Annotated in this window: 16 protein-coding genes; 2 read left to right on the forward strand and 14 right to left on the reverse strand. The window is 72.3% G+C overall.

Annotation, left to right across the window (positions count from 1 at the left end; all coding sequences use genetic code 11):
- Positions 1–7: 7 nt before the first annotated feature.
- The 5 genes from ACIGXW_RS16770 to ACIGXW_RS16790 all read right to left on the reverse strand — a co-directional run bounded on the left by ACIGXW_RS16770 (position 8) and on the right by ACIGXW_RS16790 (position 8,555).
- The gene (locus tag ACIGXW_RS16770; RefSeq protein WP_399573663.1) at positions 8–2,590 is read right to left on the reverse strand and encodes a DUF6185 family protein; all 2,583 of its coding nucleotides are present in this window, start codon (positions 2,588–2,590) and stop codon (positions 8–10) included.
- A gap of 97 nt (positions 2,591–2,687) precedes the next feature.
- Positions 2,688–3,419 carry an SDR family oxidoreductase gene (locus tag ACIGXW_RS16775; RefSeq protein WP_399573665.1) on the reverse strand — a complete coding sequence of 244 codons (732 nt, stop codon included), beginning with the start codon at positions 3,417–3,419 and terminating at the stop codon, positions 2,688–2,690.
- 63 nt (positions 3,420–3,482) lie between these two features.
- On the reverse strand, positions 3,483–5,483 hold the full coding sequence (locus tag ACIGXW_RS16780; protein WP_399573666.1) for a DUF5107 domain-containing protein: 2,001 nt from the start codon (positions 5,481–5,483) through the stop codon (positions 3,483–3,485).
- A 190-nt stretch (positions 5,484–5,673) separates the two neighbouring features.
- The gene (locus tag ACIGXW_RS16785) at positions 5,674–7,125 is read right to left on the reverse strand and encodes a CoA transferase (protein ID WP_399573668.1); all 1,452 of its coding nucleotides are present in this window, start codon (positions 7,123–7,125) and stop codon (positions 5,674–5,676) included.
- Positions 7,122–8,555, reverse strand: a complete 1,434-nt coding sequence (locus ACIGXW_RS16790; RefSeq protein ID WP_399573670.1) for a hypothetical protein — start codon at positions 8,553–8,555, stop codon at positions 7,122–7,124. The genes ACIGXW_RS16785 and ACIGXW_RS16790 overlap by 4 nt, the downstream gene beginning before the upstream one ends.
- 168 nt (positions 8,556–8,723) lie before the next feature.
- Here ACIGXW_RS16790 and ACIGXW_RS16795 point away from each other — a divergent pair, with 168 nt between their 5' ends.
- Positions 8,724–9,518: an HAD-IIA family hydrolase gene (locus ACIGXW_RS16795; protein ID WP_399573672.1), complete on the forward strand. Its 795-nt coding sequence runs from the start codon at positions 8,724–8,726 to the stop codon at positions 9,516–9,518.
- Between the two features lie 241 nt (positions 9,519–9,759).
- Here ACIGXW_RS16795 and ACIGXW_RS16800 read toward each other — a convergent pair whose 3' ends face one another.
- From ACIGXW_RS16800 to ACIGXW_RS16825, 6 genes are all read right to left on the reverse strand, one after another.
- Positions 9,760–12,417: an AMP-binding protein gene (locus ACIGXW_RS16800; RefSeq protein WP_399573675.1), complete on the reverse strand. Its 2,658-nt coding sequence runs from the start codon at positions 12,415–12,417 to the stop codon at positions 9,760–9,762.
- Complete coding sequence (locus ACIGXW_RS16805; protein WP_071962128.1) at positions 12,414–12,644, reverse strand: phosphopantetheine-binding protein; 231 nt, start codon at positions 12,642–12,644, stop codon at positions 12,414–12,416. The genes ACIGXW_RS16800 and ACIGXW_RS16805 overlap by 4 nt, the downstream gene beginning before the upstream one ends.
- A 5-nt stretch (positions 12,645–12,649) precedes the next feature.
- Entirely contained in the window at positions 12,650–13,282 is a 633-nt protein-coding gene (locus ACIGXW_RS16810; RefSeq protein WP_399573677.1) for an isochorismatase family protein, read from the reverse strand.
- Between the two features lie 18 nt (positions 13,283–13,300).
- Positions 13,301–14,950 (reverse strand): (2,3-dihydroxybenzoyl)adenylate synthase, encoded by a 1,650-nt coding sequence (locus ACIGXW_RS16815; protein WP_399573678.1) that lies wholly within the window; start codon positions 14,948–14,950, stop codon positions 13,301–13,303.
- 2 nt (positions 14,951–14,952) lie between these two features.
- The gene (dhbC, locus tag ACIGXW_RS16820; RefSeq protein ID WP_399574042.1) at positions 14,953–16,083 is read right to left on the reverse strand and encodes an isochorismate synthase DhbC; all 1,131 of its coding nucleotides are present in this window, start codon (positions 16,081–16,083) and stop codon (positions 14,953–14,955) included.
- A gap of 680 nt (positions 16,084–16,763) precedes the next feature.
- Positions 16,764–17,558 carry a 2,3-dihydro-2,3-dihydroxybenzoate dehydrogenase gene (locus ACIGXW_RS16825; RefSeq protein WP_399573680.1) on the reverse strand — a complete coding sequence of 265 codons (795 nt, stop codon included), beginning with the start codon at positions 17,556–17,558 and terminating at the stop codon, positions 16,764–16,766.
- Between the two features lie 153 nt (positions 17,559–17,711).
- Between ACIGXW_RS16825 and ACIGXW_RS16830 the strand changes: the two genes are divergently transcribed.
- Positions 17,712–18,530, forward strand: a complete 819-nt coding sequence (locus ACIGXW_RS16830; protein WP_399573682.1) for an ABC transporter ATP-binding protein — start codon at positions 17,712–17,714, stop codon at positions 18,528–18,530.
- 3 nt (positions 18,531–18,533) lie between these two features.
- Here the strand turns inward: ACIGXW_RS16830 and ACIGXW_RS16835 are convergent, their stop codons facing one another.
- From ACIGXW_RS16835 to ACIGXW_RS16845, 3 genes are read right to left on the reverse strand one after another with little or no spacing between them, the layout of a single operon-like run.
- Positions 18,534–20,531, reverse strand: a complete 1,998-nt coding sequence (locus tag ACIGXW_RS16835) for a prolyl oligopeptidase family serine peptidase (protein ID WP_399573684.1) — start codon at positions 20,529–20,531, stop codon at positions 18,534–18,536.
- A 5-nt stretch (positions 20,532–20,536) separates the two neighbouring features.
- Positions 20,537–21,919, reverse strand: coding sequence for a M20/M25/M40 family metallo-hydrolase (locus ACIGXW_RS16840; RefSeq protein ID WP_071962122.1), 1,383 nt, complete (start codon positions 21,917–21,919; stop codon positions 20,537–20,539).
- Positions 21,912–22,745 (reverse strand): M55 family metallopeptidase, encoded by an 834-nt coding sequence (locus ACIGXW_RS16845; RefSeq protein ID WP_399574043.1) that lies wholly within the window; start codon positions 22,743–22,745, stop codon positions 21,912–21,914. Before ACIGXW_RS16845 ends, ACIGXW_RS16840 begins: the two co-directional genes overlap by 8 nt.
- Between the last annotated feature and the right edge of the window lie 49 nt (positions 22,746–22,794).

Genomic DNA, 22,794 nt, shown 5'->3' on the forward strand with positions numbered 1-22,794 from the left:
CCGGCGATCACGCGGTGACGATCTGACGCCAGATCGTCACCGCAGCCGCCACCTGCACGACCAGGAAGGCGAGCTGCCCGGAGAGGCCGTGCACCTGGTAGACCGACGCCAGCAGGCCGAGGCGTTTCGTCCAGTAGGGCCGTTCACGACTGAACGTTTCCGTGTCCATCCACATGCTCGTCAGTGTCAGCACCATGAGCATCAGGACTACGTTCAGGACTGCCAGGCCCAGCGCCTTGCGGTCGATGCTGTGGTTGAGCATGGCCAGCACAGCGATGGGGACGAGCCAGGCGATGAACAGGTTGAAGGCCCGCACCGGGCCGCGCTCTCCGGGCAGCACGCGCCACAACGCCCCCAGGACCAACCCCGCACCGGCGAAGAAGATCTCCTGTCTCGCGAACTCCCAGAGCATATCCGGAATTCCCGTAGGCGCGTCGAGTGTGAACGTCCAATGCTCGATGTCGTATGCGTTCTCGTACCAGGCCGTGACCATACTCGGGACGATTCCGAAGATGGCCGCCCAGCGCGCGGCCTTGACGGCGTTCTTCCACCAGCGCCGACGCGGTCCCCAGCTGAGGGCGACGTCGACCACGGATACGGGGTCCGGTAGGCAGTCGCGGCTGCACTTGGTGGGCCGCCAGTGGTGCAGTGCACTGAGTTGCTCCTCCAGATCCCGTCTCGTGACTCCCTCCGCGCGCCCTTGATCAACGAGATGCAGCCGGTGGAGCAGATCGCGACAGCTGCGGGATTCGTCCATCAGCCGCCGGTGCCCGGCGCGGGTGCCCAGCTCTTCCGCGACGTAACTCTCTTTTTCTACTGCTTCTCCTGCCATGCATCTCTTTACCGCTCGGTCCATTCGACCCAGCACCGACCATCGACGCCCAGCCTTCACCATGGCATAGAGAGCCAACATATTCAGAGGAAGCCAGAGGCCGTACACCTCCGACGAGCTTCCTGCAAACTTGACCCCCCTCAGTGTCACGATGGCGAAGACGGCGGTCACCAGCAGCAGATCCCACCCCTTGGGGCCAAGGGAATTTTTTTGCGGCTTGAGGCGGGAACTGATATGGAGTAGCGCCACAAGGGCGACCCCCGTCAATACCCATGTGTGGGCGTACGCCCATAGCGGACCGACAGATGAGAGTTCCGCGAGTTGCTGGCTCAGGGCGCTACCGCGGGTGTTATCGAACAGCGCACTTGCCCCACCAATCCAGTTGGCACGTTCCCATCTGAGCTCAAAGGACAGCGCATAGCAGACCACCACCATGGCTGCGGCCACGGCGAGCACCGCTCCGATTACCGTGATATTCCGGAGGTGATGGCCGGGCTCATTTCCAATCGAAGGTTTACCCAACCTTCCTTCCCGTGCAAAACGCCAGCCCCATGCGGCCATCGCGGTAAACCACAGCCATAGCACGGACATGTCCAACAGGACCAGCCCGACAATCCCTGGGAGCGGAGGCTGGGCCGCCGGCATGAGATTCGACGGAAGGCCGAAGAGCTGGGGAGCCACGATCACCAGCAGGCCGATCGCTGCCGTTGCGGAGGCGGCGACGACGACAATTCGCCTCCTCAGTCCATTCTGACTTCCGTCGGAAGCCTGTGACAAGGGAAGCCACGGCCGCGCGAGGAGGACGAGAGCAAGCCCCGAGGTAATTCCGACAAGGGCGCGCCAACGGTTTGCACTGGGAGAGGGCTGGAGCACCAGAAGCAATGTCAGGCCGAGGGCCGCACTCAGCCCGGCCCACTGCAAAGCCGTGGTGGCCAAAACCCTGGCAGCAGCCTTCTTGGGGTTACCGACGGCCTTCTTGTCGCTGCCGACGGCCTTCTTTTCAAGGAAAGGCCATACCGACAACGCGATCACGGCCGAGCTGCAGATCCACCAGGAGACGACACCCAGCGACTCGATCCAGGAATCGCGGCGACTCAGCACCGAGGAAAGATTCCGTGGTGGCACTATCTTGACCTCGGCGCTCGAGCCGTTCATGTCCCAAACCCTGCTGGCCTTGCTCGCGCTCGAGGCTCCGGGTGCTCCGCTGATTTCCAGGCCGCCCGACTTGACCTCGACTGTTTTGCGCGAGGCCCCCTTCAGAGCATCCGGTGAGCGAAGGACGGCCTCCCAGTCCTTGCCCCGTCCGACCATGACCGCCCATGGACCCACTTCGAATTCACCAGGGCTGCTGATCAGATTCCATGACTCGTATCGCACAGTGACCAGGTCTTTTTCCTTGGTCGCCTGGGAACTGATGGATTGCCACTCCGGATGCCATTGGTTAAACTTTTTCTTCGATTTTCCGCCCTCGCGCAACAGGCACTGCATGGCATCTCGATGTTCGCTGCTGTCCGCGCTGAGCGTCAGGGCGTTCGCGAAATCCCACTGACGCTCCGAAATTTCGACGCTTGTTACCTGTTGCACCTTGACGAAATCGGCATGGCGTTGGTCGAACAAAAGGTTGTACTTGACGACAGTCTTCTCAGGTTGCCGGATTTCCGGGCAATAAGCCCTGTCGGTGGCCTGCGCCTGTGCCGGTTGCGCGACCCACCACCCGATCGTCGCGGAGGCCAGCGCAATCCACCGCCATGCCCTCACCGCCGCCTCCATCGATCACCGAAAGCACCAAGAAAATCACCGTAAGTGCCCAAAGGTCGGCCTGCAACAGAGAGGTGAAGGTGGTGGGCCGGCTGGTTCAGGAGAGCCAGTCGCTGTAGTGGGTGGGAGCGATACGGGCGTCGCCCTTGGCGGTCAGGGCATCGCCCTGGACGGCGGCGAACATGCCGGCGGTGTCGTCGGTGACGACCGTCCGGCCGTCGGGATGGGCATTGAGGGTGATCCGGCCGAGTTCGTCGAGGGGGAGGACGTCGGGCCCGGCGATGTCGAGGGTGCCGTTCAAAGGGGCGCCGACAGCGACTTCGGCGACGGCGTCGGAGACGTCCTGGGCGGCGATCGGCTGGAGCGGGGTAGTCGGCAGGCGGACGGTGTCGCCCTCGGTGGTCCAGGACAGGACCGCGTCCATGAACTCCATGAACTGGGTGGCGCGGACGATCGAGTAGGGGATCGGCCCGGCCTTGAGGATGTCTTCCTGCAGGACCTTGGCCCGGTAGTAGTCGAGGCCGGGCACCTGGTCCGCGCCGACGATCGAGAGGATGACGACGTGGCCCACCCCGCCCTTCCGGGCGGCGGTCAGAAGGTTGTCCATCGAGGTCTGGAAGAACGCCGGTGAGGCGTCGTCGAAGGTCGGAGAATTCGTCAGGTTGACGAGGACGTCGGCGCCGGCCACCGCCTCCGCCAGGCCCTGCCCTGTGATCACGTCGACACCTGTGGACTGCGAGTGCGGCACGGCCTCATGCCCGGCCGCGTTCAGCTTCTTCACGACCCGCGACCCGATCAGACCGGTACCACCGATGACTGCGAACTTCATGGGTCACCTTTCGTTATGCGTCCAGACTGCGATGCGCCGCGCACGCGGACCGTGCGCGCGAGGTCAGTGGGCACCCATATGGAAGTCGTACCGCGCAGGCAGCGGATGCGCCTGGCGAGCACGGGCGCGTACGGCTTCCGTGACCGGCCCCTCCCCCGCCACCAGGCGCTCGGCGATGGCGCACCAGACGTCGGCGAGAGTGTGTTCGCCCTCCCGCAGGTCGTCCATGTCGAAGCCTTCGTCGAAGACCGCGCGCGCCCCCGCCGCGTCCCCCTGGGCGAGCAGGACACGGGCGCGGAGCAGCCGGAAACGGCCGTGCGCGCGAGCGCCGGACGGCTCGGCCGCCAGGACGGCGGCCGCGTCGTCGGCCCGCCCGGCGTCCAGCAGCGCACCGGCCGCCTCGAGCGCCAGCGCGGACCGGGCGGCGCGCGAGGCACCGGCGACGCGTGCCTCGGTCACGGCGGCGGCGTAGCGGTCGGCGGCCCGCTCGGGGTGGCCGTCGGCCTGGTCGGCGGCGGCCAGGGCGCGCAGCGCGGGCCAGGTCAGGCCCTCCCGCAGAGCACGCTCCCAGCTGCGGACAGCCTGCGAACGGTCGCCGGCGTGCCATTGGGCGACGCCGAGGTGATAAGCGGCGGACGGCCCGGGGTCGGCGGCCTCCAGCAGTTCCCGCCAGCGCGGCGAGACCAGCGAGTGTCCAGGCTCGGGCCCGTCCTCGGTGAGGGCACCGGTGCGCAACAGCTTCAGCCACGGCCGCTGTTCGTCGCCCAGGGTCGCCGCCCGGAACGGCGTGCCGGGCAGGTCGAGCCGCCCGCGCTCGACTTCGAGCGCACCCCATCCGGAGCCGGTGGCCAGCATCTCCTTGGGCTCGTGATCGGCGTACGGCCGCCAGTCCGCGTACGCGGCGTCCACGGTGGCACGCGGCAGGGCCTCCTCCAGCCGCCCGGCGGCCTCGGCACGGGCGGCAGCCCAGTCGGCCCCGTGCACCCGTCCGGGGTCGGCGTCCAGCGGCCCGTACGCCTCGAGCCACGCCAGCTCGCCGCCCGCCTCCAGCCGCAGGTGTTCGAGCTGGGTACGGGCGAGCCCCGCCTGGATCTCGGCGTAGCCGCCGGTGCCCGGCTCGGTGAGCCACTCCTGCCAGCGCCGCCCGGAGGCTCCCGCACCCCAGACGAAGAGCTTGCGCCCCCGCAGCAGATCGGTGGAGGTCTGCACGAGCCCCCGCCCACGCTCGTCCAACGAGGCGATCCAGGGCCGCTCCCCCTCAGGCAGGTCATAGAAGAAATCGGCGTGCCGATCCCCACTGAGCGGATAAGTGCCGTCACAACCACCCGAGGCCGGAACCGAAACGTGCCGCAAGGCACGCTCGTACCCGAAGTGCCAGGCCCCGTCGGCAGGGGCGAGGACACGGGTGCGCGCCCCTTCGGGTACGGCGGTGTTGGACCACCAGTACACGGGAGCGGGCCGGTCGTGCGGATTGCGCACGCGCACGCCGACATACAAAAAATCAGAACCGTCGGGCAGCCAGAGGTCCACCTGGAACGGCAGATCGCGCAGCCGCTCCCACTCCCACAGCCGCAGCATCTCCCCACCGTCGGGCGCGGGCACACGGGCCGCGTGCAGCGGGGCGACGGACAGGGTGGAGTGCCCGGTGGCGCCGATGTTCCACTCGATGCCGCCGGAGAACCAGGCGCCGTTGAGGGCGAAGCCGGCCGGCTGGAGCACGGGGTTGGTGTACAGGAGCGAGCGGCCGGTCGGCTTGTGCACGAGGGAGTGCACGCGACCGCCGAGAGAAGGCAGGACGGTGGCGCGCAGCCGGTCGTTCTCGATGACGACCGCATCAAAATCCGTCGGCACACGCTCACGCCCATACCCATCACGCCGACGTACGGGCAGTAGGGACCGCAGGGGGGCGTAGCGCATCTGCCGGGCCATGTCGCCAGGCATCCGACCAACGGCCCGAACGTCCCGATGCACGTCACGAGGAGGTACGAGCGGAGCCAGGGGATTCTCAGGCCCCAAAGAAGCGGCAGGCAGAGTCAGAACAGCAGAACGGACGGACGTGACCACGGCAACCTCGGCTTCCAGCAGGGCGGATACGGTGATCGTTTCCCCGAGCAGCGGACCTGGACGCTTCCGGGCGCCGATTCGCCCGGAACCGACCGGAGGGGCCGGGGGCGGTGTGGGCCCTGGCAGGGGCGTAAAGCGTGATTTGCGGCGGCATTGGGGGGCCGATGACGGGAACGGCACCCGCCGTAAATCATGCAGCCCCAGAAGGGCCCGCACCGCCCCCGGCCCCGCCCCAGACAGCGGCGTCAGCACCCCAACGCCCCGCCACACAAGCCCAGTCAGACGGCCCACCGTCAAAAACAACGGGCGATGCCACATACCGCACAAGCCCGAACGCCCCATGCCGCTCGCGCGTCCAGGGCTCGACGTCGCACTCCCCCACGTCCCGCAACGGTTCATCGCGCCCCACACCACGCGCCAACCAAGCCGCAGTCTGCGCAAGAGCAAGCCGCGCCAAGTACGTACCACCCCCGGCCCGCTGATCCGTAACGCCCCGCAGCACAGCGGCGGCCAGCAGATACCCCGTACCGTGGTCCAGGGCCTGCGCGGGCAGCACACCGGGCCGGCTGTCCGGACCGGCCTCGACGGCGGCGATGCCGCACGCGGCCTGCACCAGGCTGTCGAAGCCGCGCCGTCCGCCCCACGGCCCGTACGTGCCCCAGGCGCTCAACTGGCCGATGACCAGCCCGGGCCGGCGCTCGGCCAGGGCCTGCGGCGACAGGCCGTGGCGGTCCAGCGCGCCCGGCCGGTAGCCGGTGACGACGACGTCGGCGGTGGCGAGCAGCTCGTCGAACGTGGCGCGGTCGGCCGCCCGGGCGAGGTCGAGCGTGGTGGAGCGCTTGCCGAAGCCGGTGTCGTTGTGGGCGTCCTGACTCTCCGGCAGGGAGGGCGAGTCGACGCGCAGCACGTCCGCGCCGAGCAGGGCGAGGGTGCGCGTGGCGACGGGCCCGGCGATGACGCGGGTGAGGTCGAGCACCCGCAGCCCGGCGGCGGGAAGCCCGCCGACGTGGCCGCCGAACCTCCGCACCGGCCCATCCCCCATACGCTCCAGCGAGAGCAGCGACCGCTGCGCGACCGCGGCCCCCTGCGGATGGACGGCCCATTCGTGCGGCGTGCGCACGGCGACGGCCAGCCCGCCGGCCGCGTGGATCTCCTCCTCCACCTGGGCGGCCTCGCGCCCGGCGAGCACGTCGGCGACGCGGCCGGTGAGGGCCTCGTCGCCGCCGGCGCCGGCGTCCGGCTGCCCGAGGGCGGCCAGGAGCCGCGCCCGGTGGTGGGGGTAGTTGGCGTGGGTGCGCACCCACCCGTCGGCGGTGCGCCAGAAGCGGGACAGCGGCGCGAAGGTGGTGGCCGCCCGTCCCCCGACGCGCAGGTGCCGTTCGCTGGCGAACGCGGCCGCCACGGCGCCGTCGTCGACGCGTACGGCGGGAAGCGGGCCGCCGCCGCGTCGCGCGGCGGCCAGTTCGGCCGCGGCGAGCGCGCAGACGGCCACGGTCGACCGGGCCATCTCGCGCACGGGCAGCCGGGCCCGGAGCGCGCCTCCGGGCCCGGGCCCGCCGAGGCCGACGGCCGCCGTGAGGGCGGGGTCCCCGCCGAGCAGCGCCCAGACGCGGTCCGTCGCATCGGTCGATCTCTTGATCATCCCCCGAGTGTGGCACTGAGTGCCATCGACTGGGAAGAGGGCCGCCGGGACAGCACCGGGCCTGCCACGAGGGCGCGTTGGACGCCGGGGGGCGCGGCGGCCAGCCCGTTGATCAGGTGTTCCTCGCCGAGCAGGACGCGGACGATCTGGCGGCTGTAGCGCTCCACGGATTCACGCTGGAATCCCATGAGGGGCCAGCCCCAGACGGAGGCCAGGCAGACGCCGTCGCGGACGATGTACGGGTCGGCGGGGTGGGTGCACTCGACGATCGGCTCCACGGGGGTGCGGTTGGTGGCGCAGCCGCCCACCAGGTCGACGACGACCGTGCCGGGGCGCAGGACGGACTTCAGGTCGTCGTCGGTGACGATGTAGTGCGTTCCCCGGAACCGCGCGGCCAGTTCGACCCCGTTGATGATGAGGTCGCTGGACCGCAGGTAGCGGCGGACGGCCGGGCGGGCGGTGGCCCGCTTGGTGAGGATGTCGACGGTGGCCACGCCCTGCCGGAGGCATTCGTCGAGGGCGCCGAAGGCGACGTTGCCATAGCCGAGGACGGTGGTCCTGATGGCGGCGGGGCCCGGGATGTGCCGGTTGCGTTCGAGGACGAGGTCGATGCCGAAGCGGGCGCCGGCCCGTCCGGTCTCGTGCAGGCAGTGGATCCGTCTCCCGCCGTACGCCTTCAGGGTCCGGCCGGCCCGGTACTCGTCCACGCGGTCCGGCGGAATGGCGGCGGCGATCTCCACGAGCTCGTCGGCGCCGATGGCGAGGACGGCAGGGTCCGCGGGGCGCGGGGGGTGGGCCTGGAGCACCTGGAGGGAGCGCGGCAGACAGCGGGCGGCGTACTGGAGGGCCCCGTAGGAGTCGGCGGGGAAGCCGACGAAGGCGAGGGACCGGGCATCGGGCGCGGGCGTAGGCACGGGCGGCACGGAATGTACGGAGTGGTGCCCGCCGAGAATCCTCTCCATGGCCAGCCGACTACGAACGTAAGGATCCGCGAGGAGTTCAGGGCTTTCGCATATCAATTCCATCGCGACGATGTTCACCGCGTTCTCGTCGGCGACGGCCACTCTTTCGGGAATGGACTGCACATGCGCCATGCAGAGCAGGCTGGATCCGGGGTCCATGTGCGCCAGGTCGTGATGGGCCGGTCCTTTGAGCTTGATGACCAGGTCTTTCGACCGATAGAGGGCGGCGCGTGTTTCGATGGCCGCACCGGCCGCGGCGTAGGCGGCGTCGGGATATCCCGTGGCCGCCCCGGCGCCACGCTCGACGGCTACCGCGCAACCATGCCTGACCAATGCTTTCACACCGCCCGGGGTCAGCGCGACCCGCATCTCGGAGCCACATGGATTCTCCGGCGATTCATGCTCCGCCGCGAGCCCTATTCGCCGGAACGGTCTCATCGTCCTTGCCGGATCAAAGCCTGCGGTCATTTTCGAGCCCCCTTCCGTGCGGCACGGAGGACAGCGTTCGGCCAGAAAGGTGACCGGCCGCTCTCAGGATGGCAGGGGTCGTGGTGTTCTGCCCGCCGGGGTAGGATCGACAGGCGTTTCTCCATCGCACGAGGGGAGACAGCCATGGAATCCCAGGTTCGAACTCACGTGCAGTCCCACATCCGGGCACTGTTGATCGACATCAATGGCACCGTCTTCGACCACGGAATTGCCATAGAAGGCGCGCCGGAGGCCGTGAACAGCCTGCGGGACCGTGGATATGCGCTGCGTTTCCTCACCAATACCGAGTCCAAAACCGTCGAGGCGACGCTGGAGAGCCTGTGCGCCTGCGGTCTGGACATCAAGCGCGACGAACTCTTCACGCCGGTGGTCGCCGCGCGGACGCTGCTGGAGACGTGCGCCGCCCCACGCGTGCTGTCGCTGATGTCCGAGGAGCTGCGTAGGTCGCTGCATTCCGAGCGTTCCGGCAGGCCGGAGGAGAGCGACCCTACACACGTGGTGGTCGGCGACTGCCAGAAGGTGCTGGACTACGAGCTCCTGAACCGGGCCTTCCGGGCGGTTCGCGCGGGCGCGGAGCTCATCGCCCTGCAGCGCGGCGCGCTCTACCGCACCCCGGAGGGCGAGGAGTTCATCGACACCGGGGCGATCGTCGCCGCCCTCGAGTACGGCACGGGCCGTTCCGCCCGACTGCTGGGCAAGCCCTCCCACGAGTACTTCGGGCTCGCCGCCACGTCGACGGGCTTCACCGCGGACCAGACAGCGGTCGTCGGTGACGACGCCACGACCGACAACGCCGGCGGGAACGGGATCGGCGCGACCACGATCCAGGTGCGCACCGGCAAGTACGCGGGGCAGGCCGCCGAGGGGCTCGCGGTGGGGGCGCGATACACGGTCGACTCGATCGCGGACGTACCGGCCCTGCTGAGCGGCCCCCTCTCCTGAAGAACAGGCGTTCCTCCCGCAAGCAGCGGACGGTCACTGCACGGACAGCGGCACGGCCGCCGCGTACCCCGGCCCGGCACCGGTGTCGCGCAGCGCCCAGCCCGGCGGCGACGCGGGCCGCGGGCCCGTCCCGACGTACGTCACCGAGGGGCTCTCGGCAGCCCCCGGCCCGTGCCCTTGAGGTAGGCCCGCGCGGGTTCCGTCGGCCCGGCCTCGGCGGCGGCATCCGCCGAGGCCGGAGTCACATGGCGACCACCGTGCGGTCGCCGTCGGCGCGGCCCGCGTACTCGGCGGCGCCGTCCTCCCGCCAGCGGGCGAGGTCGCCCGTGCGGTACATGAGCCCGCCGGGCGGGCCGAACGGGTCCGCCACGAACCCCTCGCCGCGGCCCGTGTCCGCCGGCCGGTCACCGGCGACGTACAGCTCGCCGATGACGCCGGGCGGGCAGGGCTGCCCCGCGACGTCGAGGATGTACAGCCGGGTGTTCCACACGGGCTGCCCCAGCGGTACGGGCGCGCCGGGCTCCGCCGGTTCGAACCGGTGGTGGGAGGCCACGGCGGCCGCTTCCGCGGGTCCGTAGAGGTGGTGCAGCCGGACGCCGGGCAGCACGTGGTGGAAGAGGTTCACCGTCTCGCGCGGCAGCACCTCGCCGCCGCACAGGACCCGGCGCAGCCCGGCACGGTGCGCCACCTCCGCACCCGAATCCGCACCCGACTTCGACTCCGACTCCGCCTCCGCCAGGAAGCCGGCCAGCGCGGACGGCGCGAAGTGGGCGGTGGTGACGCCGTGTTCGCGGATCGTACGGGCCAGGGCGTCCGGCCCGGCGAGGACGAGGGTTGCGCCCTCCCGCAGCGGCCAGAGGAACTCCCACACCGACGCGTCGGCGCCGGCGCCGGTCCGCTGCAGCACCCGGTCCCCGGGCTCCAGCCGGAACCGGTCCTGCATCCAGCGCAGCCGGTTGTCGACGGCCGAATGGGGCACGACGACGTCACGGGGCGCGGCGGGGAGGACGTACGCGGGGTGCTGCGGGGTGAGCGCGCGGCCCGGATCGGTGGGCAAGTGGTCGGCCAGCTCCGCCGTCAGCGCGGGGTCGTCCAGCGCCACGGCCGGGGGCGCGGTGTCCGGGAGCGCCGCCCGGCCGGCGGCGTCCGTCAGGACGCACACGGGCGCGGCGTCGCCGGCCAGGAATGTGTGGCCTTCTTTTGGGTGGCCGGGGTCCACGGGGACGTACGCCGCCCCCGCCTTGAGGACGGCCAGCAGGGCGACGACCAGCTCGGCGGAGCGCGGCAGGGCCACGGCCGCCCGGCTGCCGGGGCGCAGGCCCAGGCCGATGAGGTGGCGGGCGAGGCGGTTGGCGCGGGAGTTGAGCTCCGCGTAGGTCAGGCGCTGTCCGTCGGCGACGAGCGCGAGGGCGCCCGGGGTGCGGGCGGCGCGGGCCTCGACGGGGCCGATCAGGGTCGTCGGGGGCAGGGCGACGGCGGTGTCGTTGAACTCGCCCAGGACGCGCTCGCGCTCCTCGCCGGTGGCCAGGCCCAGCGCGGAGAGCGGCCGGTGGGGGTCGCCGTCGGCGATGCGGGTGAGCAGGTCGAGGAAACGCCGCTGGTGGGCGGCGACTTCGGCGTCGTCGTAGAGGGCCGGGTTGGCGTCGTAGTCGATGCGCAGGCCGGAGCCGTCGGCCCGGTCGTAGATGTTGACGTCCATGTCCTCGACGGGCCCGGCACACACGTTGTGGGCCTCGGAGGGGGCGCCGGCGAAGGTCAGTCCGTAGTCGAAGGGCATCACGTTGACGAGAGGACCGACGAGCGGGCCGGCGAGCACGGCGTCAGCGGCAGCGGCGTCGCGGCGCAGGTCGGCGTCGCGGTAGCGCTGGTGGCGGCGGGCGGAGCGGATGCCGAGGTCGGCCTGGCGGGCGAGTTCGGCGAAGGTGGCGTCCGGGGTCACGGTGAAGCGCAGCGGCAGGACGTTCATGACCATGCCGGGTACGCGCAGGGCGACCGAGCCCATGCGGCCCATCATGGGCAGGCCCAGGACGACGTCCTCGCTGCGGGTGGCGCGGGCGAGGTAGAGGGCCTGCGCGGCCAGCAGCACGTCGGGCCAGGTGGCGCGGACGGACGCGGCCAGCTCTCGCAGCCGGGCGCTCGCGGCGGGGTCGAGGTGCGCGGTGTGGCGCAGGGACGTGCGCGAGGGCGGGGCGGTGCGGCCGGCGAGGGTGGGGACGCGGGGGCCGTCCGCCAGGTGGCCGAGCCAGTGCTCGCGGTCGCGGTCGTAGGTGGCCGAGGCCCGGTAGGCGGTGTCCTCGTCGACGAGGGCGGAGAGCCGTCCGAAGGGGCTCGGGCCGGGGTCGCGGCCGGCGACGAGGGCGGTGTAGGTCTCGGCGACGCGGCGGGCGATCAGGGAGTGGCCGTAGCCGTCGAGGACGGCGTGGTGGGCTCGGTGGTACCACAGCCAGCGGTGGTCGCCGACGCGGAACAGGGCGTGGGCGAAGAGCGGTCCGGCGGCGGGGTCGAAGGGGGTGGCGGAGTCGGCGCGCATCCAGGCCAGGGCCGCGGCCTGGGCGTCCCTGCGCTCGCGCAGGTCGGCGGTGTGGAGCGGGAAGCCGTGGCCGGGCGCGGGGATGTCCAGGGGCAGCTGGCGGGGTCCGGCGGGGGTGTCGGTGATGCGGACGCGCAGGGCGTCTGCCTCGCCGACGGTGCGGTGCAGGGCCTCGGCGAACAGCTGCGGGTCGACGTCGCCGTGGATGTCGAGGTACTCGGCGGTGTTGAGGGCGGGGCTGCCCGGGTCGAGGGCCTGGGCGTGCCACATGCCCGCCTGAGCGGCCGTCAGCGGCAGGCCGCCGCGCGGCGCGTGGCGCCGGGCGGGGGCGGTGCCGTCGACGGGCCGCTCCAGAGCGGGGACGGTCATGCCCGGGCCCCCAGCAGCGGCGCCCACTGCTCGATGGCCGGCTTCTCGGCGAGGTCGACGAAGGTGACCTCGGTGCCGTGGTCACGGCGCCAGCGCTCGACGAGCGTCATGATGCGGACGGAGTCGAGGCCGTAGTCCACGAGGTTCTCGTCGTCGGGGATGTCGGCGGGGTCCTCGCCCAGGACGTCGGCTACGTCGGAGCGGATCTGTTCGATCGTGAGGGCCATGGGGGTCACTTTCCTTCGAAGACGCGGTCGGTGGTGGTGACGACCGCGCACTTGGCGGCCGCCCAGCGCAGTGCCATGGCGTGGTCCTCCGCGGAGAAGTCGGCGACGGCGTCGGCGACGAGGAAGGGCCTGATGTCGCGCATCCAGGCGTCGCAGGCGCTCATCATGACACCGATATGGGCATATACCCCGACAATGATCAGCTGGTCGCGGCCCTGTGCCGCCATGCGCTCGGCGAGGTCGGTGCGGACGAACGCGCTGTACTTCCACTTGGTGAGGACGGTGTCGCCCTCATCGGGGGCGACCGCCTCCGCGATGGCCTTGGCGCGGGCGTCGTCGGGCAGGCCGGGGCCCCAGAAGTCCTGCTGCAGGCCGCGCTCGGCGGCGCTCTGGCCGCCGGGCTGGGCGGAGTAGACGACCGGGACGCCCAGCCGTGCGCAGTCCTTCTTCAGCTGCCCGATGTTCGCCAGCAGTTCGGTGACGGGCGAGGCGCCGGCGGTGAAGGCGTCCATGAAGTAGTTCTGCAGGTCGTGCACGAGCAGGACCGCGCGGTCCGGGTCGACGGTCCAGTCCACCTTGTTGGCCGGCAGGTCGGCCTCGGTGGGCATGGGGTAGGGGGCGATGGCAGGGAGCGCCATGGTGGTGTGGGGCCTTTCTCAGTGCTGTGGGGCGGCGGCGGTGTCGCGGAGCCGGGCGGCTATGGCCGCGCGGAGGTCCTTCTTGGAGACCTTGCCGATGCCGGTCTGCGGGAAGGCGTCGACGAACTCCACGCGGTCGGGGACCTTGAAGGCGGCGAGGCCGCGCTCGCGGACGAACTTCTTGACCGCGATGGACTTCACCGGCTCCGCGCCCTCGCGCAGCACGACGTACGCGCAGGTGCGCTCGCCCAGGTAGTCGTCGGGCATGGAGACCACGGCGACGTCGTGGACGGCGGGGTGGGCGAGGATGTGGTTCTCGATCTCCTCGGCCGCGACCTTCTCGCCGCCGCGGTTGATCTGGTCCTTCGCCCGGCCCTCGACGACGAGGTGGCCGCTCTCGGTGAGCCGGACGATGTCGCCGGTGCGGTAGAAGCCGTCGGCGGTGAAGGACGCGGCGTTGTGCTCGGGCGCCCGCCAGTAGCCGCGGATGGTGTACGGGCCGCGGGTGAGGAGGTGTCCGGTCGCGCCGACGGGCAGGTCGTTGTCCTCGTCGTCCACGACGCGGACCTCGTCGTCGGGCGAGATGGGGCGGCCCTGGGTGGTGACGATGGTCTCCTCGGGGTCGTCGAGCCGGGTGTAGTTCACCAGGCCCTCCGCCATGCCGAAGACCTGCTGCAGGGTGCAGCCGAGCGCCGGGCGCACGCGGCGGGCGGCCTCCTCGCTGAACTTCGCGCCGCCCACGAGGAGGACGTCGAGGCTGGAGAGGTCGTGCTCGCCGGCCGCCGCGGCCTCGGTCCACACCAGGGCCAGCGGCGGTACGAGGCCGGTGATGGTGACGCCCTCGCGCGCGATGAGCGGGAAGGCGACGTCCGGGCTCGGGCGCGGGGCCAGGACGACGCGGGCGCCGGCGTAGAGGGCGCCGAGCGTGCCGGGCGAGCTGAGGGGGAAGTTGTGGGCGGCGGGCAGCGCGCAGAGGTAGACGCTGTTCTCGTCCACGCCGCATATCTCGTTGGAGCCCCACAGCGAGTAGATGTAGTCGTCGTGGGTGCGCGGGATGAGCTTGGGCACGCCGGTGGAACCGCCGGAGAGCTGCAGGAACGCCAGCTCGTGGGGTTCGGGGGCGTCCTCGATCACGACGGGCTCGGTGGGGACGTCGGCCAGGGCGGTGTGCTCGCCGGGCTCGCCGACCACGAAGACGTGCCCGAGGGTGGGCACCTCGGCCCGCACCTTCGTCGCCAGCTCCCGGTAGTCGTAGCCCTCGGCGACGTCGGCGATGACGTAGGCGGCGGCCTCGCTGAAGGAGCAGAAGTGGCGGATCTCGGTCTCGCGGTGCGCGGGCAGCGCGAAGACGGGGAGGGCGCCGATGCGGAAGAGGGCGAAGATCACCTCGAAGAACTCGGCGACGTTCGGCAGCTGGACGACGACGCGGTCGCCCTTGCCGATGCCCCGCGCGAGCAGGCCGGCGGCCAGCCGGTCGGCGCGCTCGTCGAGCTCGCCGTAGGTCCAGCGGCGGCCCTCGCCCGAGGGGTCCACGACCGCCACCCGGTCCGGGTGCTTCTCGGCGCGGTCGCGCAGCATCTGCCCAAACGTTTCTCCACGCCAGTAGCCCATGGCGCGGTAGCGCTCGGCGAACTCGGCCGGGTACCCCGGCGCGTCGATGGTCGGCACGGTCACTGGTCTACCCCCACTGCCTGCAGGAACGTCTGGAACTTGGCGCCGGTCTCGGCGGTCTCGGCCTCCGGCGAGGACTGCTCGACGACGCCGGCGCCCGCGAAGAGGCGCAGCGTGCGCTCCTCGGCCTCGGCGCAGCGGATGGTGACGACCCATTCGCCGTCGCCGCCGGCATCTCCCCATCCCACCATGCCGGTGTAGGCGCCCCGGTCGAAGGGTTCGAGTTCGCCGATGACCTCGCGGGCGGTGGCGGTGGGGGTGCCGCACACGGCCGGGGTGGGGTGCAGGGCGCACGCCAGCTCCAGGGCGGAGACGGCGGGGTCGGCCGGTTCGCCGGTGACGGTCGTGGACAGGTGCCACATGGTGGCGGTCCGTACGAGCGTGGGGCGCGCGGGCACGTCGAGGGTGCGGCAGTAGGGGGCGAGGGCCTCGCGGACGGCGTCCACGACGACGGCGTGCTCGTGCAGGTCCTTCGCGGACTCCAGGAGCGCGGCCGCCCGGCGTACGTCCTCGGCGAGGTCGGCGCTGCGGGGCGTGGAGCCGGCGAGCGGGTTGGCGACGAGGCGCCCGCCGCGTCTGGAGACCAGCAGTTCGGGGCTGGCGCCGAGGAGGGTGCGGCCGGGGCCGGAGGGCAGGGCGAAGGTGTAGCCGGACGGGTCGCGGCGGGCCAGGCGCTGGAGCAGTCCCGGCAGGTCGAGGTCGCGGGAGGAGCGCAGCTCCAGGGTGCGGGCGAGGACGACCTTGCTGAAGTCGCCGCGCTTCATGCGGCGTACGGCCTCGGCGACGGCGTCGCCGTAGCCGGCGGGCTCGGGCACGGGCCGGACGTCCCAGTCGGCCGCGGCGGGCTCGGCGGCGGGCAGCGCGATGAGCGGGTCCTCGGCCAGCGGCGGCGCCCAGCGGACGGCCTCGGGCACGGCGAGCGCGGCGGGGGCGGTGTGGTCGAAGGGGACGACGCCGACGACGAGCGGCGCGGGGTTGCCGGCGAGCAGCTGCGCGTCGAGGGTGTCGGCCACGCGCCGGGCCAGCGGGGCGTCGCCGTGCGGTACTTCGGCCCGGGTGCCGTGGGCGAGGAGGGTGCGGGTGGGGGAGGCGAAGAAACGGGCGCGGCCGGGTTCGTAGGCGTCGAGCAGCGAGGTCGCCGCGCCGACGGCTGCGGCCCGCCCCTCGGGCCGGGTGCCGGACCGCCCGTCCGGGCGGGCGGCGGGCTCGCTCGGCCGGCCGGCGACGTGGTGAACCGTGGTCACCTGCTGCTCCGTTCCCCCGGTGGATCGCACCGGGCAAGGCTGTGAAGTAATGACGGACCGCCCCGGTTCGGGCACCCCGCCTCCCGCCACGAGGGCGGTAGGGACGGACGGACCCGGTGGGGCACTGCCGCCCTGGGCGATCCCGCCACGACGGCGGGGGGTCGGACGCCCGGCCCCTGACGAGGGGCCGCACGCCCTGGTGGCACTGGCACCGCCGGGCGGACGAGCGCCGGGCCCGAAAGGGCCCGGCCGGCCTGCCGCCTGACGGCGGGTCGGGTCTCCGGCTCCGCGAGGGGCCGAACGCCCTGGTGGCGCTGCGCCGCCGGCCGGCGGCCCGGGCCCGGAGGCCCGGCCGTCTGACGGCGGGTCGGACGACCGGCCCCCGCGAGGGGGCGGCCGCCCTGGTGGTGACTGGACGCCGGGCAGGTGCCCCGGAATCGGGCCGAAGGGCCCGCAAGGCCGCCGGGGCGGTGCAGTATCCGCCCCCGTTCCGGCGGCCCGAAGGGCCGTCCGGCGGCACGCCCGGCGACCGGCCGGGTTCGGCCGGTCCGGTCAATCGCGCGCCGTCAGGCCCGCAGCGTGGCGCCGCCGTCGACGTAGAGGTCGTGCATGGTGATGTGGCGGGCGCGGTCCGAGACCAGGAAGAGGACCGCTTCGGCCACGTCCGAGGGGTCGGCGATGCGGCCGAGGGGGATGCCGACGCGGTACGAGGCGGGGTCGCCGTCGATGACGCGGTCCGGGACCTGGTCGCCGGTCCACAGCTGGCGCTGCATCGCGGTGTCGGTGGAGCCGGGCGAGACGACGTTGCAGCGGACGCCGCTGCGGGCCAGCTCGAGCCCGAGGCACTTGGTGAACATGGTGGCGGCCGCCTTGGAGGCGGCGTACGCGGCCATGCTCGTGCGCGGCACTCCGGCCGCGTTGGAGCCGACGGTGACGATGCATCCGCTGCGGCGCTCGCCCATGCGGCGGGCCGCGGCGCGGGAGGTGTTGAAGACGCCCGTGGAGTTGACGGCGAAGGTCCGCTGCCAGTCCTCGTCGGTGATCTCGACGACGGGCGAAGTGCGCAGCACTCCGGCGACGTTGACGAGGATGCCGAGCGGACCGAGTGTGCGCTCCACCTCGTCGACGACGGCTTCGACGGCATGGCTGTCGGAGACGTCGGCGGTGTACGCGGTCACCGAGCCGGCGCCGTATTCCGCTTCGAGCTCCTTGATGCCGTCCGGCGTCGAATCGAGGGCCGCGACACGCGCCCCTTTTGCGACCAGGGCGCGGGTCACGGCCTCGCCTATGCCTTGACCGGCGCCGGTGACCAGCGCGATACGGCCGGCGAGTTCGGACTGCTCCACGGCGGTTTCCCCCATTCCATTTGAATTAAGGTAAGCCTTACCTTACATGACAGACCCGCTCGAAGGGAATTGACGTGCGAGGCCATGACATCCCGGCGCGTCAGAATCCAAGGGGACGGGGAAAACCGGGGGAGAAACAGAAGGCAACCATTAGGTTAGGCTAACCTCATGCGACTCGTCGTCGAACAGCTCACCGCCGGATATCCCGGCCACCCGGTCGTGCACGGCGTGGACCTGACCGTCCCGGAGGGACAGGTCGTCGCCGTCGTGGGGCCCAACGGCTGTGGCAAGTCCACCCTGTTGCGCTCCATCGCGCGCCTGCACCAGCCCGACTCCGGCACGGTCCGCATCGGTGACGCCGACATCTGGGCGCTCACCCCCCGCAAGGCGGCGCACCGCATCGCCCTGCTCCCCCAGTCGCCGCAGGCGCCCGAGGCCGTGACCGTCGCCGGGCTCGTCCGCTACGGCCGCCACCCGCACCAGGGCCTCTTCCGCCAGTGGTCGCGCGAGGACGAGCGGGCCGTCCGGGAGGCGCTGGAGGCCACCGGCACCGCCGCCCTGGCCTCGCGCCGCCTCGACCAGCTCTCCGGCGGTCAGCGCCAACGCTGCTGGCTGGCCATGGTCCTGGCCCAGGAGACGCCCATCGTGCTGCTGGACGAGCCGACCAGCGCCCTGGACCTCGGGCACGCCGTGGACGTCCTCGAGCTCGTCCGCGAGGTCGCCGCCGCCGGCCGCACCGTGGTGATGGTGCTGCACGACCTGGCGAGCGCGGCCCGCTACGCCGACACCATCGTCGCCATGCGCGACGGCCGGATCGTCGCGCACGGCCCCTCCCGCGAGGTCGTCGACGCCACCCTCGTCCGCGAGCTGTACGGGATCGAGGCCGACGTCCTGGCCGCCCCCGGCGACGGCTCCCCCGTCGTCGTCCCCGCCGCCCGCACGGGCGCCGCCGGGGCGCCCGTCACGGCGGCGGCCGCCGTCAGCTGACGGTCATTTGACGAGTTCGAGGACGGGGACGCCCGGCACCGCCATGCCGAAGGTCTGGGCGTAGAGGGACAGCTCCGCCTCCAGCGCGCGGACCACGGTCGAGGCCCGCCGGAAGCCATGGCCCTCGCCCTCGAAGGCGAGGTAGGCGTGCGGCACGCCCCGCCCGGCCATCGCCGTCACGAACCGCTCGCTCTGCGCCGCCGGGCACACCGGATCCTCCAGGCCCTGCAACAGCAGGAAGGCCGCGGTGACCCGGTCCACCCGGCTGAGCGGGGACCGGTCGCGGTAGCGGTCGGGGAACTCCGCGAACGGCCCGATGAGCGTCTCCAGATAGCGCGACTCGAAGTCGTGCGTGCCCCCGTCGGCCCAGGACATGAGGTCCATCACCGGGAAGCTGATGGCCCCGCAGGCGTACAGCCCCGTGGAGACCAGCGAGGCCGCCGTGGTCCAGCCGCCCGCGCTGCCGCCCCGGATCGCCAGCCGGTGCCGGTCGGCACTGCCCTCGTCGGCGAGGGCCTCGGCGACGGCCGCGCAGTCCTCCACGTCCACGATCCCCCACCGCCCCGCCAGCCGGTCGCGGTACTCGCGCCCGTAGCCGGTGGAGCCGCCGTAGTTGACCTGGGCCACGCCTATGCCGCGCGAGGTGAAGTAGGCGATCTCCAGGTCCAGCACCAGCGGCGAGCGGCTGGTGGGGCCGCCGTGGGCCCACACCACGAACGGCGGCAGCTCGTCGGCGGGCGCCGTGTGGTCGGGGCTGTGCGGCGGATAGATGTGGGCGTGCACCTCCCGTCCGTCCGGTCCGGTGAAGGTGCGGATGAGCGGCTCGGGGTAGTAGGCCGGGTCGACCGCGTCCGTGTGCCGGGCGCCGATCGCCCGGGCCCTGCCGGTGCGGGTGTCGAGCTCGACCACCTCGAAGGCGGTGCGCGGGCTCGCCGCCACACCGATGACGCGGCTGTCGCCGGCCGCCAGCGTCGCGGCCCACTCCGTCCACGGCCCCGCGGCGTCCACCAACTCCCCGGTCTCGGGGTCGAGTATCCCCAGCGTCTGGGCGCCGCGGCCGTGCACGACGGCGATCGGCCCGGCGGCCAGCGGAACGAACCAGCGCTGCCCCACCTTCCACAGCGGCCCCGCGAACTCCTCCTCGCGGCGACAGAGATTGACGCTCTCGCCGGTCTCCGGGTCGAGACGGTGCAGATTCCACCACCCGGTGCGGTCGGTGACGGCCAGCAGTCTGCCGTCCGGCGCCCACTCCACCTGCGCCACGGCCTCCCCGGCACCACCCATGACGGTCCGGGCGCCCGAGAAGCGCGGCCCGTCCCCGCCGGCCGTGACGTCGGCGAGCTTGAGCTCCGAGCCGTCCCAGGGCATGCGCGGGTGGTCCCAGGCGAGCCACGCCGCGCGCCGGCCGTCCGGGGAGAGCCGGGGCCCGGTGACGAAGCGGTGGCCGTCGTCGCTCAGCTCGCGCACGGCCGCTCGGTCCCCGGCGGCGGAGCCGTCCAGCGGCACCGCCGCGATCACCCGCCGCACGTCGTACGGCCCCTCGCCGGTGAACTCCTCCAGCACGCACCACACTTCCCCGCCGTCCGCCCGCAGCACCGGGTCGGCCCAGCGCAGCCCGCCGCCCACCTGCGACACCGGGGTCAGCGGCCTGGGCGCGCCGCCCGCCGGGTCGTCCGGCTCCCACGCGTACAGCCGCTGGTCCGCGAAGTGCGCGAAGACCACCAGCGGCCCGCCGGAGGACCGGGGGACGGCCGTCCAGGGGACGCCCCCGTACTCCAGCACCCGGGTGCGGACGTTCCACGGCGCGGGCAGCGCCTCCACCTCCCGTCCGTCGGGCAGCCGCCGGACCAGGGTCGAGCGGCCGTCCTCCGCCGGGCGCGGCGCGACCCACCACACCTCGTCACCGACCGTGCCCACGTAGTCCGGTCTGCCGTCGTGCGCCGCGGCGAGCTCCGCGCCGATGGGGGACTGCCAGGCTCCGTAGGGCGCCGTGGACACCATGATTGCTACGCCTCCTCAAAACGGTCCATCAGGAAATGATCGAGCACGCGGACACCGAAGTGCAGCGCCTCGACGGGCACCCTCTCGTCGACACCGTGGAAGAGCGCCTGGTAGTCGAAGCCCACGGGCAACTTGAGCGGTGAGAAGCCGTAGCCGGCGATGCCCAGGCGGGAGAACTGCTTGGCGTCCGTACCGCCGGACATGCAGAACGGCACCACCTGTCCCTCCGGGTCGAAGCGCTCCAGCGCCGCGCGCATGCGCGCGAACACCGGGACGTCGACCGGGGCCTGCAGCGCGGACTCCCCGTGGTACACCTCCCACTCCACGTCGGGGCCGGTCAGCATGTCCATCGTGGTGCGGAACTCCTCCTCCCCGCCCGGCACGGTCCGCCCGTCCACGAAGCCGACGGCCGCCCCCGGAATGACATTGATCTTGTACCCGGCGTCCAGCATGGTGGGGTTGGCGCTGTTGCGGACGGTGGCGGCCACCAGCGCGGCCGCCTTGCCCAGTTTGCCCAGGAGTTCGTCCATGTCGAGACCGGGCGCGTCCGGGTCGGTCTCGATGCCGTGCGCGGCGGCGATCGAGCGCAGCGCGGCGCGTACGGTCGGGGTCAGCCGCACCGGCCACGGGTGCGACCCGATCCGGGCGACGGCGGCGGCGAGGGCGACCACCGCGTTGCGGCGGTTGACCTTCGAGCCGTGCCCGGCGGTGCCGTGCGCGGTCAGTCTGACCCAGGCCGAGCCGCGCTCCCCCGCGCCCACGGGGTACAGCCGCAGCCCTCCGTCGGCGTGGAAGGTGTACGCGCCGGACTCGCCGATGCCCACCGTGCAGCCCTCGAACAGGGCGGCGTGCTCGTCGGCGAGGAAGCCCGCGCCCGGCACGGCGCTGTCCTCCTCGTCGGCGGTGAAGGCGAGCACGACGTCGCGGGGCGGGCGCACCCCGGCACGGGCCCAGGCCCGTACGGTCGCCAGGACCATCGCGTCCATGTTCTTCATGTCGATCGCGCCCCGGCCCCACACCTGGCCGTCGCGGACCTCGCCCGAGAAGGGGTGCACGCTCCATTCGGCGGGATCGGCCGGGACCACGTCGAGGTGGCCGTGGACGAGCAGGGCGTCCGCGCCCGGGTCGGTGCCGGCGACCCGGGCGACGACGTTCGTGCGCCCGGGCTCCTTCTCCAGCAGGAGCGGTTCGAGGCCCGCCTCGGCGAGCCGCTCGGCGACGTACTCGGCGGCGGGCCGCTCCCGGCCGTCGCCGCCGCCCCGGTTGGTGGTGTCGATCCTGATCAGGTCCGAGGTGAACCGCACCACCTCCTCCAGCGCCCGTTCGTCGACGCCCCCGGACCCGTCGCCCCCGTGCCCCCCGTGACCCCCGTTGATCGCATCAGCCATATTGGTCCTCCACCGCCGCGGACACGACGGTGGTGACCGCCTTGAAGCAGCGGATTGCCTCGTACATGGTCGGCATGGTGTAGGAGACCCGGCGCTCGCCGCTCTGTTCGACGCCCGGCACGGCCGTGGCCGCGCCGGCGAGGTGTTCGGCGTCGAACTCCAGCTCCATGGCGAACGGCCCGCCGCGCACCGGCTCGTGCCGCACCGCGAGCGCGGTGGCGGCCTTCGCCGCGGCCCTGATCTCCCGGGCCGTACGGGCCGGGGGACGGCACACGGCCGCGTACCGCGAGACGTAGTCCTTCACCGCGACCGAACGGGCCTCGGGCGCATAGCCCTTGGCGTCCTCGCACGTACGGTCGTCACCGGTCACCAGCACCACCGGAACACCGTATTCGGCGACGACCAGGGAGTTCAGCAACCCTTCGCTGGCCCGCGCGCCGCTCACCCATACGCCGGTGAGGGAGTTGGCCAGATAGGTGTGGGCCAGCACCCCCTCGGTGCCGGCGCCCGTGTGGTAGCCGACGAACGCGATGCCGTCGACGTCTGCGTGCTGAACCCCCTCGACCATGCTCAGGCTCTTGTGCTTTCCGGTGAGCATTTCCGCTCGCTCGTCCAGCTGCTCCAGCAGCAGATTGCGCATGCTCCAGTGCGCCTCGTTGACGAGGACGGCATCGGCGCCACCGTCGAAGAACCCGGCGATCGCCGCGTTCACGTCCGAGGTGAACAGGTGCCGGCACCGCTCCCACTGCGATGCGCCGGGCAGCACGTCACCGGGCCAGGTGACACCGGTGGCACCTTCCATGTCCGCGGAGATCAGGATCTTCACCATGCACCCGTTCTATCTCAGGCGGGGTGCTCGCGGCAGCAGTGCGGTG

The organism is Streptomyces sp. NPDC053079 (assembly GCF_044546695.1).
Lineage (GTDB): Bacteria > Actinomycetota > Actinomycetes > Streptomycetales > Streptomycetaceae > Streptomyces.

What these genes read in the sequence shown, in the direction of transcription:
- ACIGXW_RS16775 (WP_399573665.1), bottom strand. Translation starts at nt 3,419, where the DNA reads ATGAAGTTCGCAGTCATCGGTGGTACCGGTCTGATCGGGTCGCGGGTC.
- ACIGXW_RS16785 (WP_399573668.1), bottom strand. Translation starts at nt 7,125, where the DNA reads ATGATCAAGAGATCGACCGATGCGACGGACCGCGTCTGGGCGCTGCTC.
- ACIGXW_RS16790 (WP_399573670.1), bottom strand. Translation starts at nt 8,555, where the DNA reads ATGACCGCAGGCTTTGATCCGGCAAGGACGATGAGACCGTTCCGGCGA.
- ACIGXW_RS16800 (WP_399573675.1), bottom strand. Translation starts at nt 12,417, where the DNA reads ATGACCGTCCCCGCTCTGGAGCGGCCCGTCGACGGCACCGCCCCCGCC.
- ACIGXW_RS16805 (WP_071962128.1), bottom strand. Translation starts at nt 12,644, where the DNA reads ATGGCCCTCACGATCGAACAGATCCGCTCCGACGTAGCCGACGTCCTG.
- ACIGXW_RS16810 (WP_399573677.1), bottom strand. Translation starts at nt 13,282, where the DNA reads ATGGCGCTCCCTGCCATCGCCCCCTACCCCATGCCCACCGAGGCCGAC.
- ACIGXW_RS16825 (WP_399573680.1), bottom strand. Translation starts at nt 17,558, where the DNA reads ATGGGGGAAACCGCCGTGGAGCAGTCCGAACTCGCCGGCCGTATCGCG.
- ACIGXW_RS16830 (WP_399573682.1), top strand. Translation starts at nt 17,712, where the DNA reads ATGCGACTCGTCGTCGAACAGCTCACCGCCGGATATCCCGGCCACCCG.
- ACIGXW_RS16835 (WP_399573684.1), bottom strand. Translation starts at nt 20,531, where the DNA reads ATGGTGTCCACGGCGCCCTACGGAGCCTGGCAGTCCCCCATCGGCGCG.
- ACIGXW_RS16840 (WP_071962122.1), bottom strand. Translation starts at nt 21,919, where the DNA reads ATGGCTGATGCGATCAACGGGGGTCACGGGGGGCACGGGGGCGACGGG.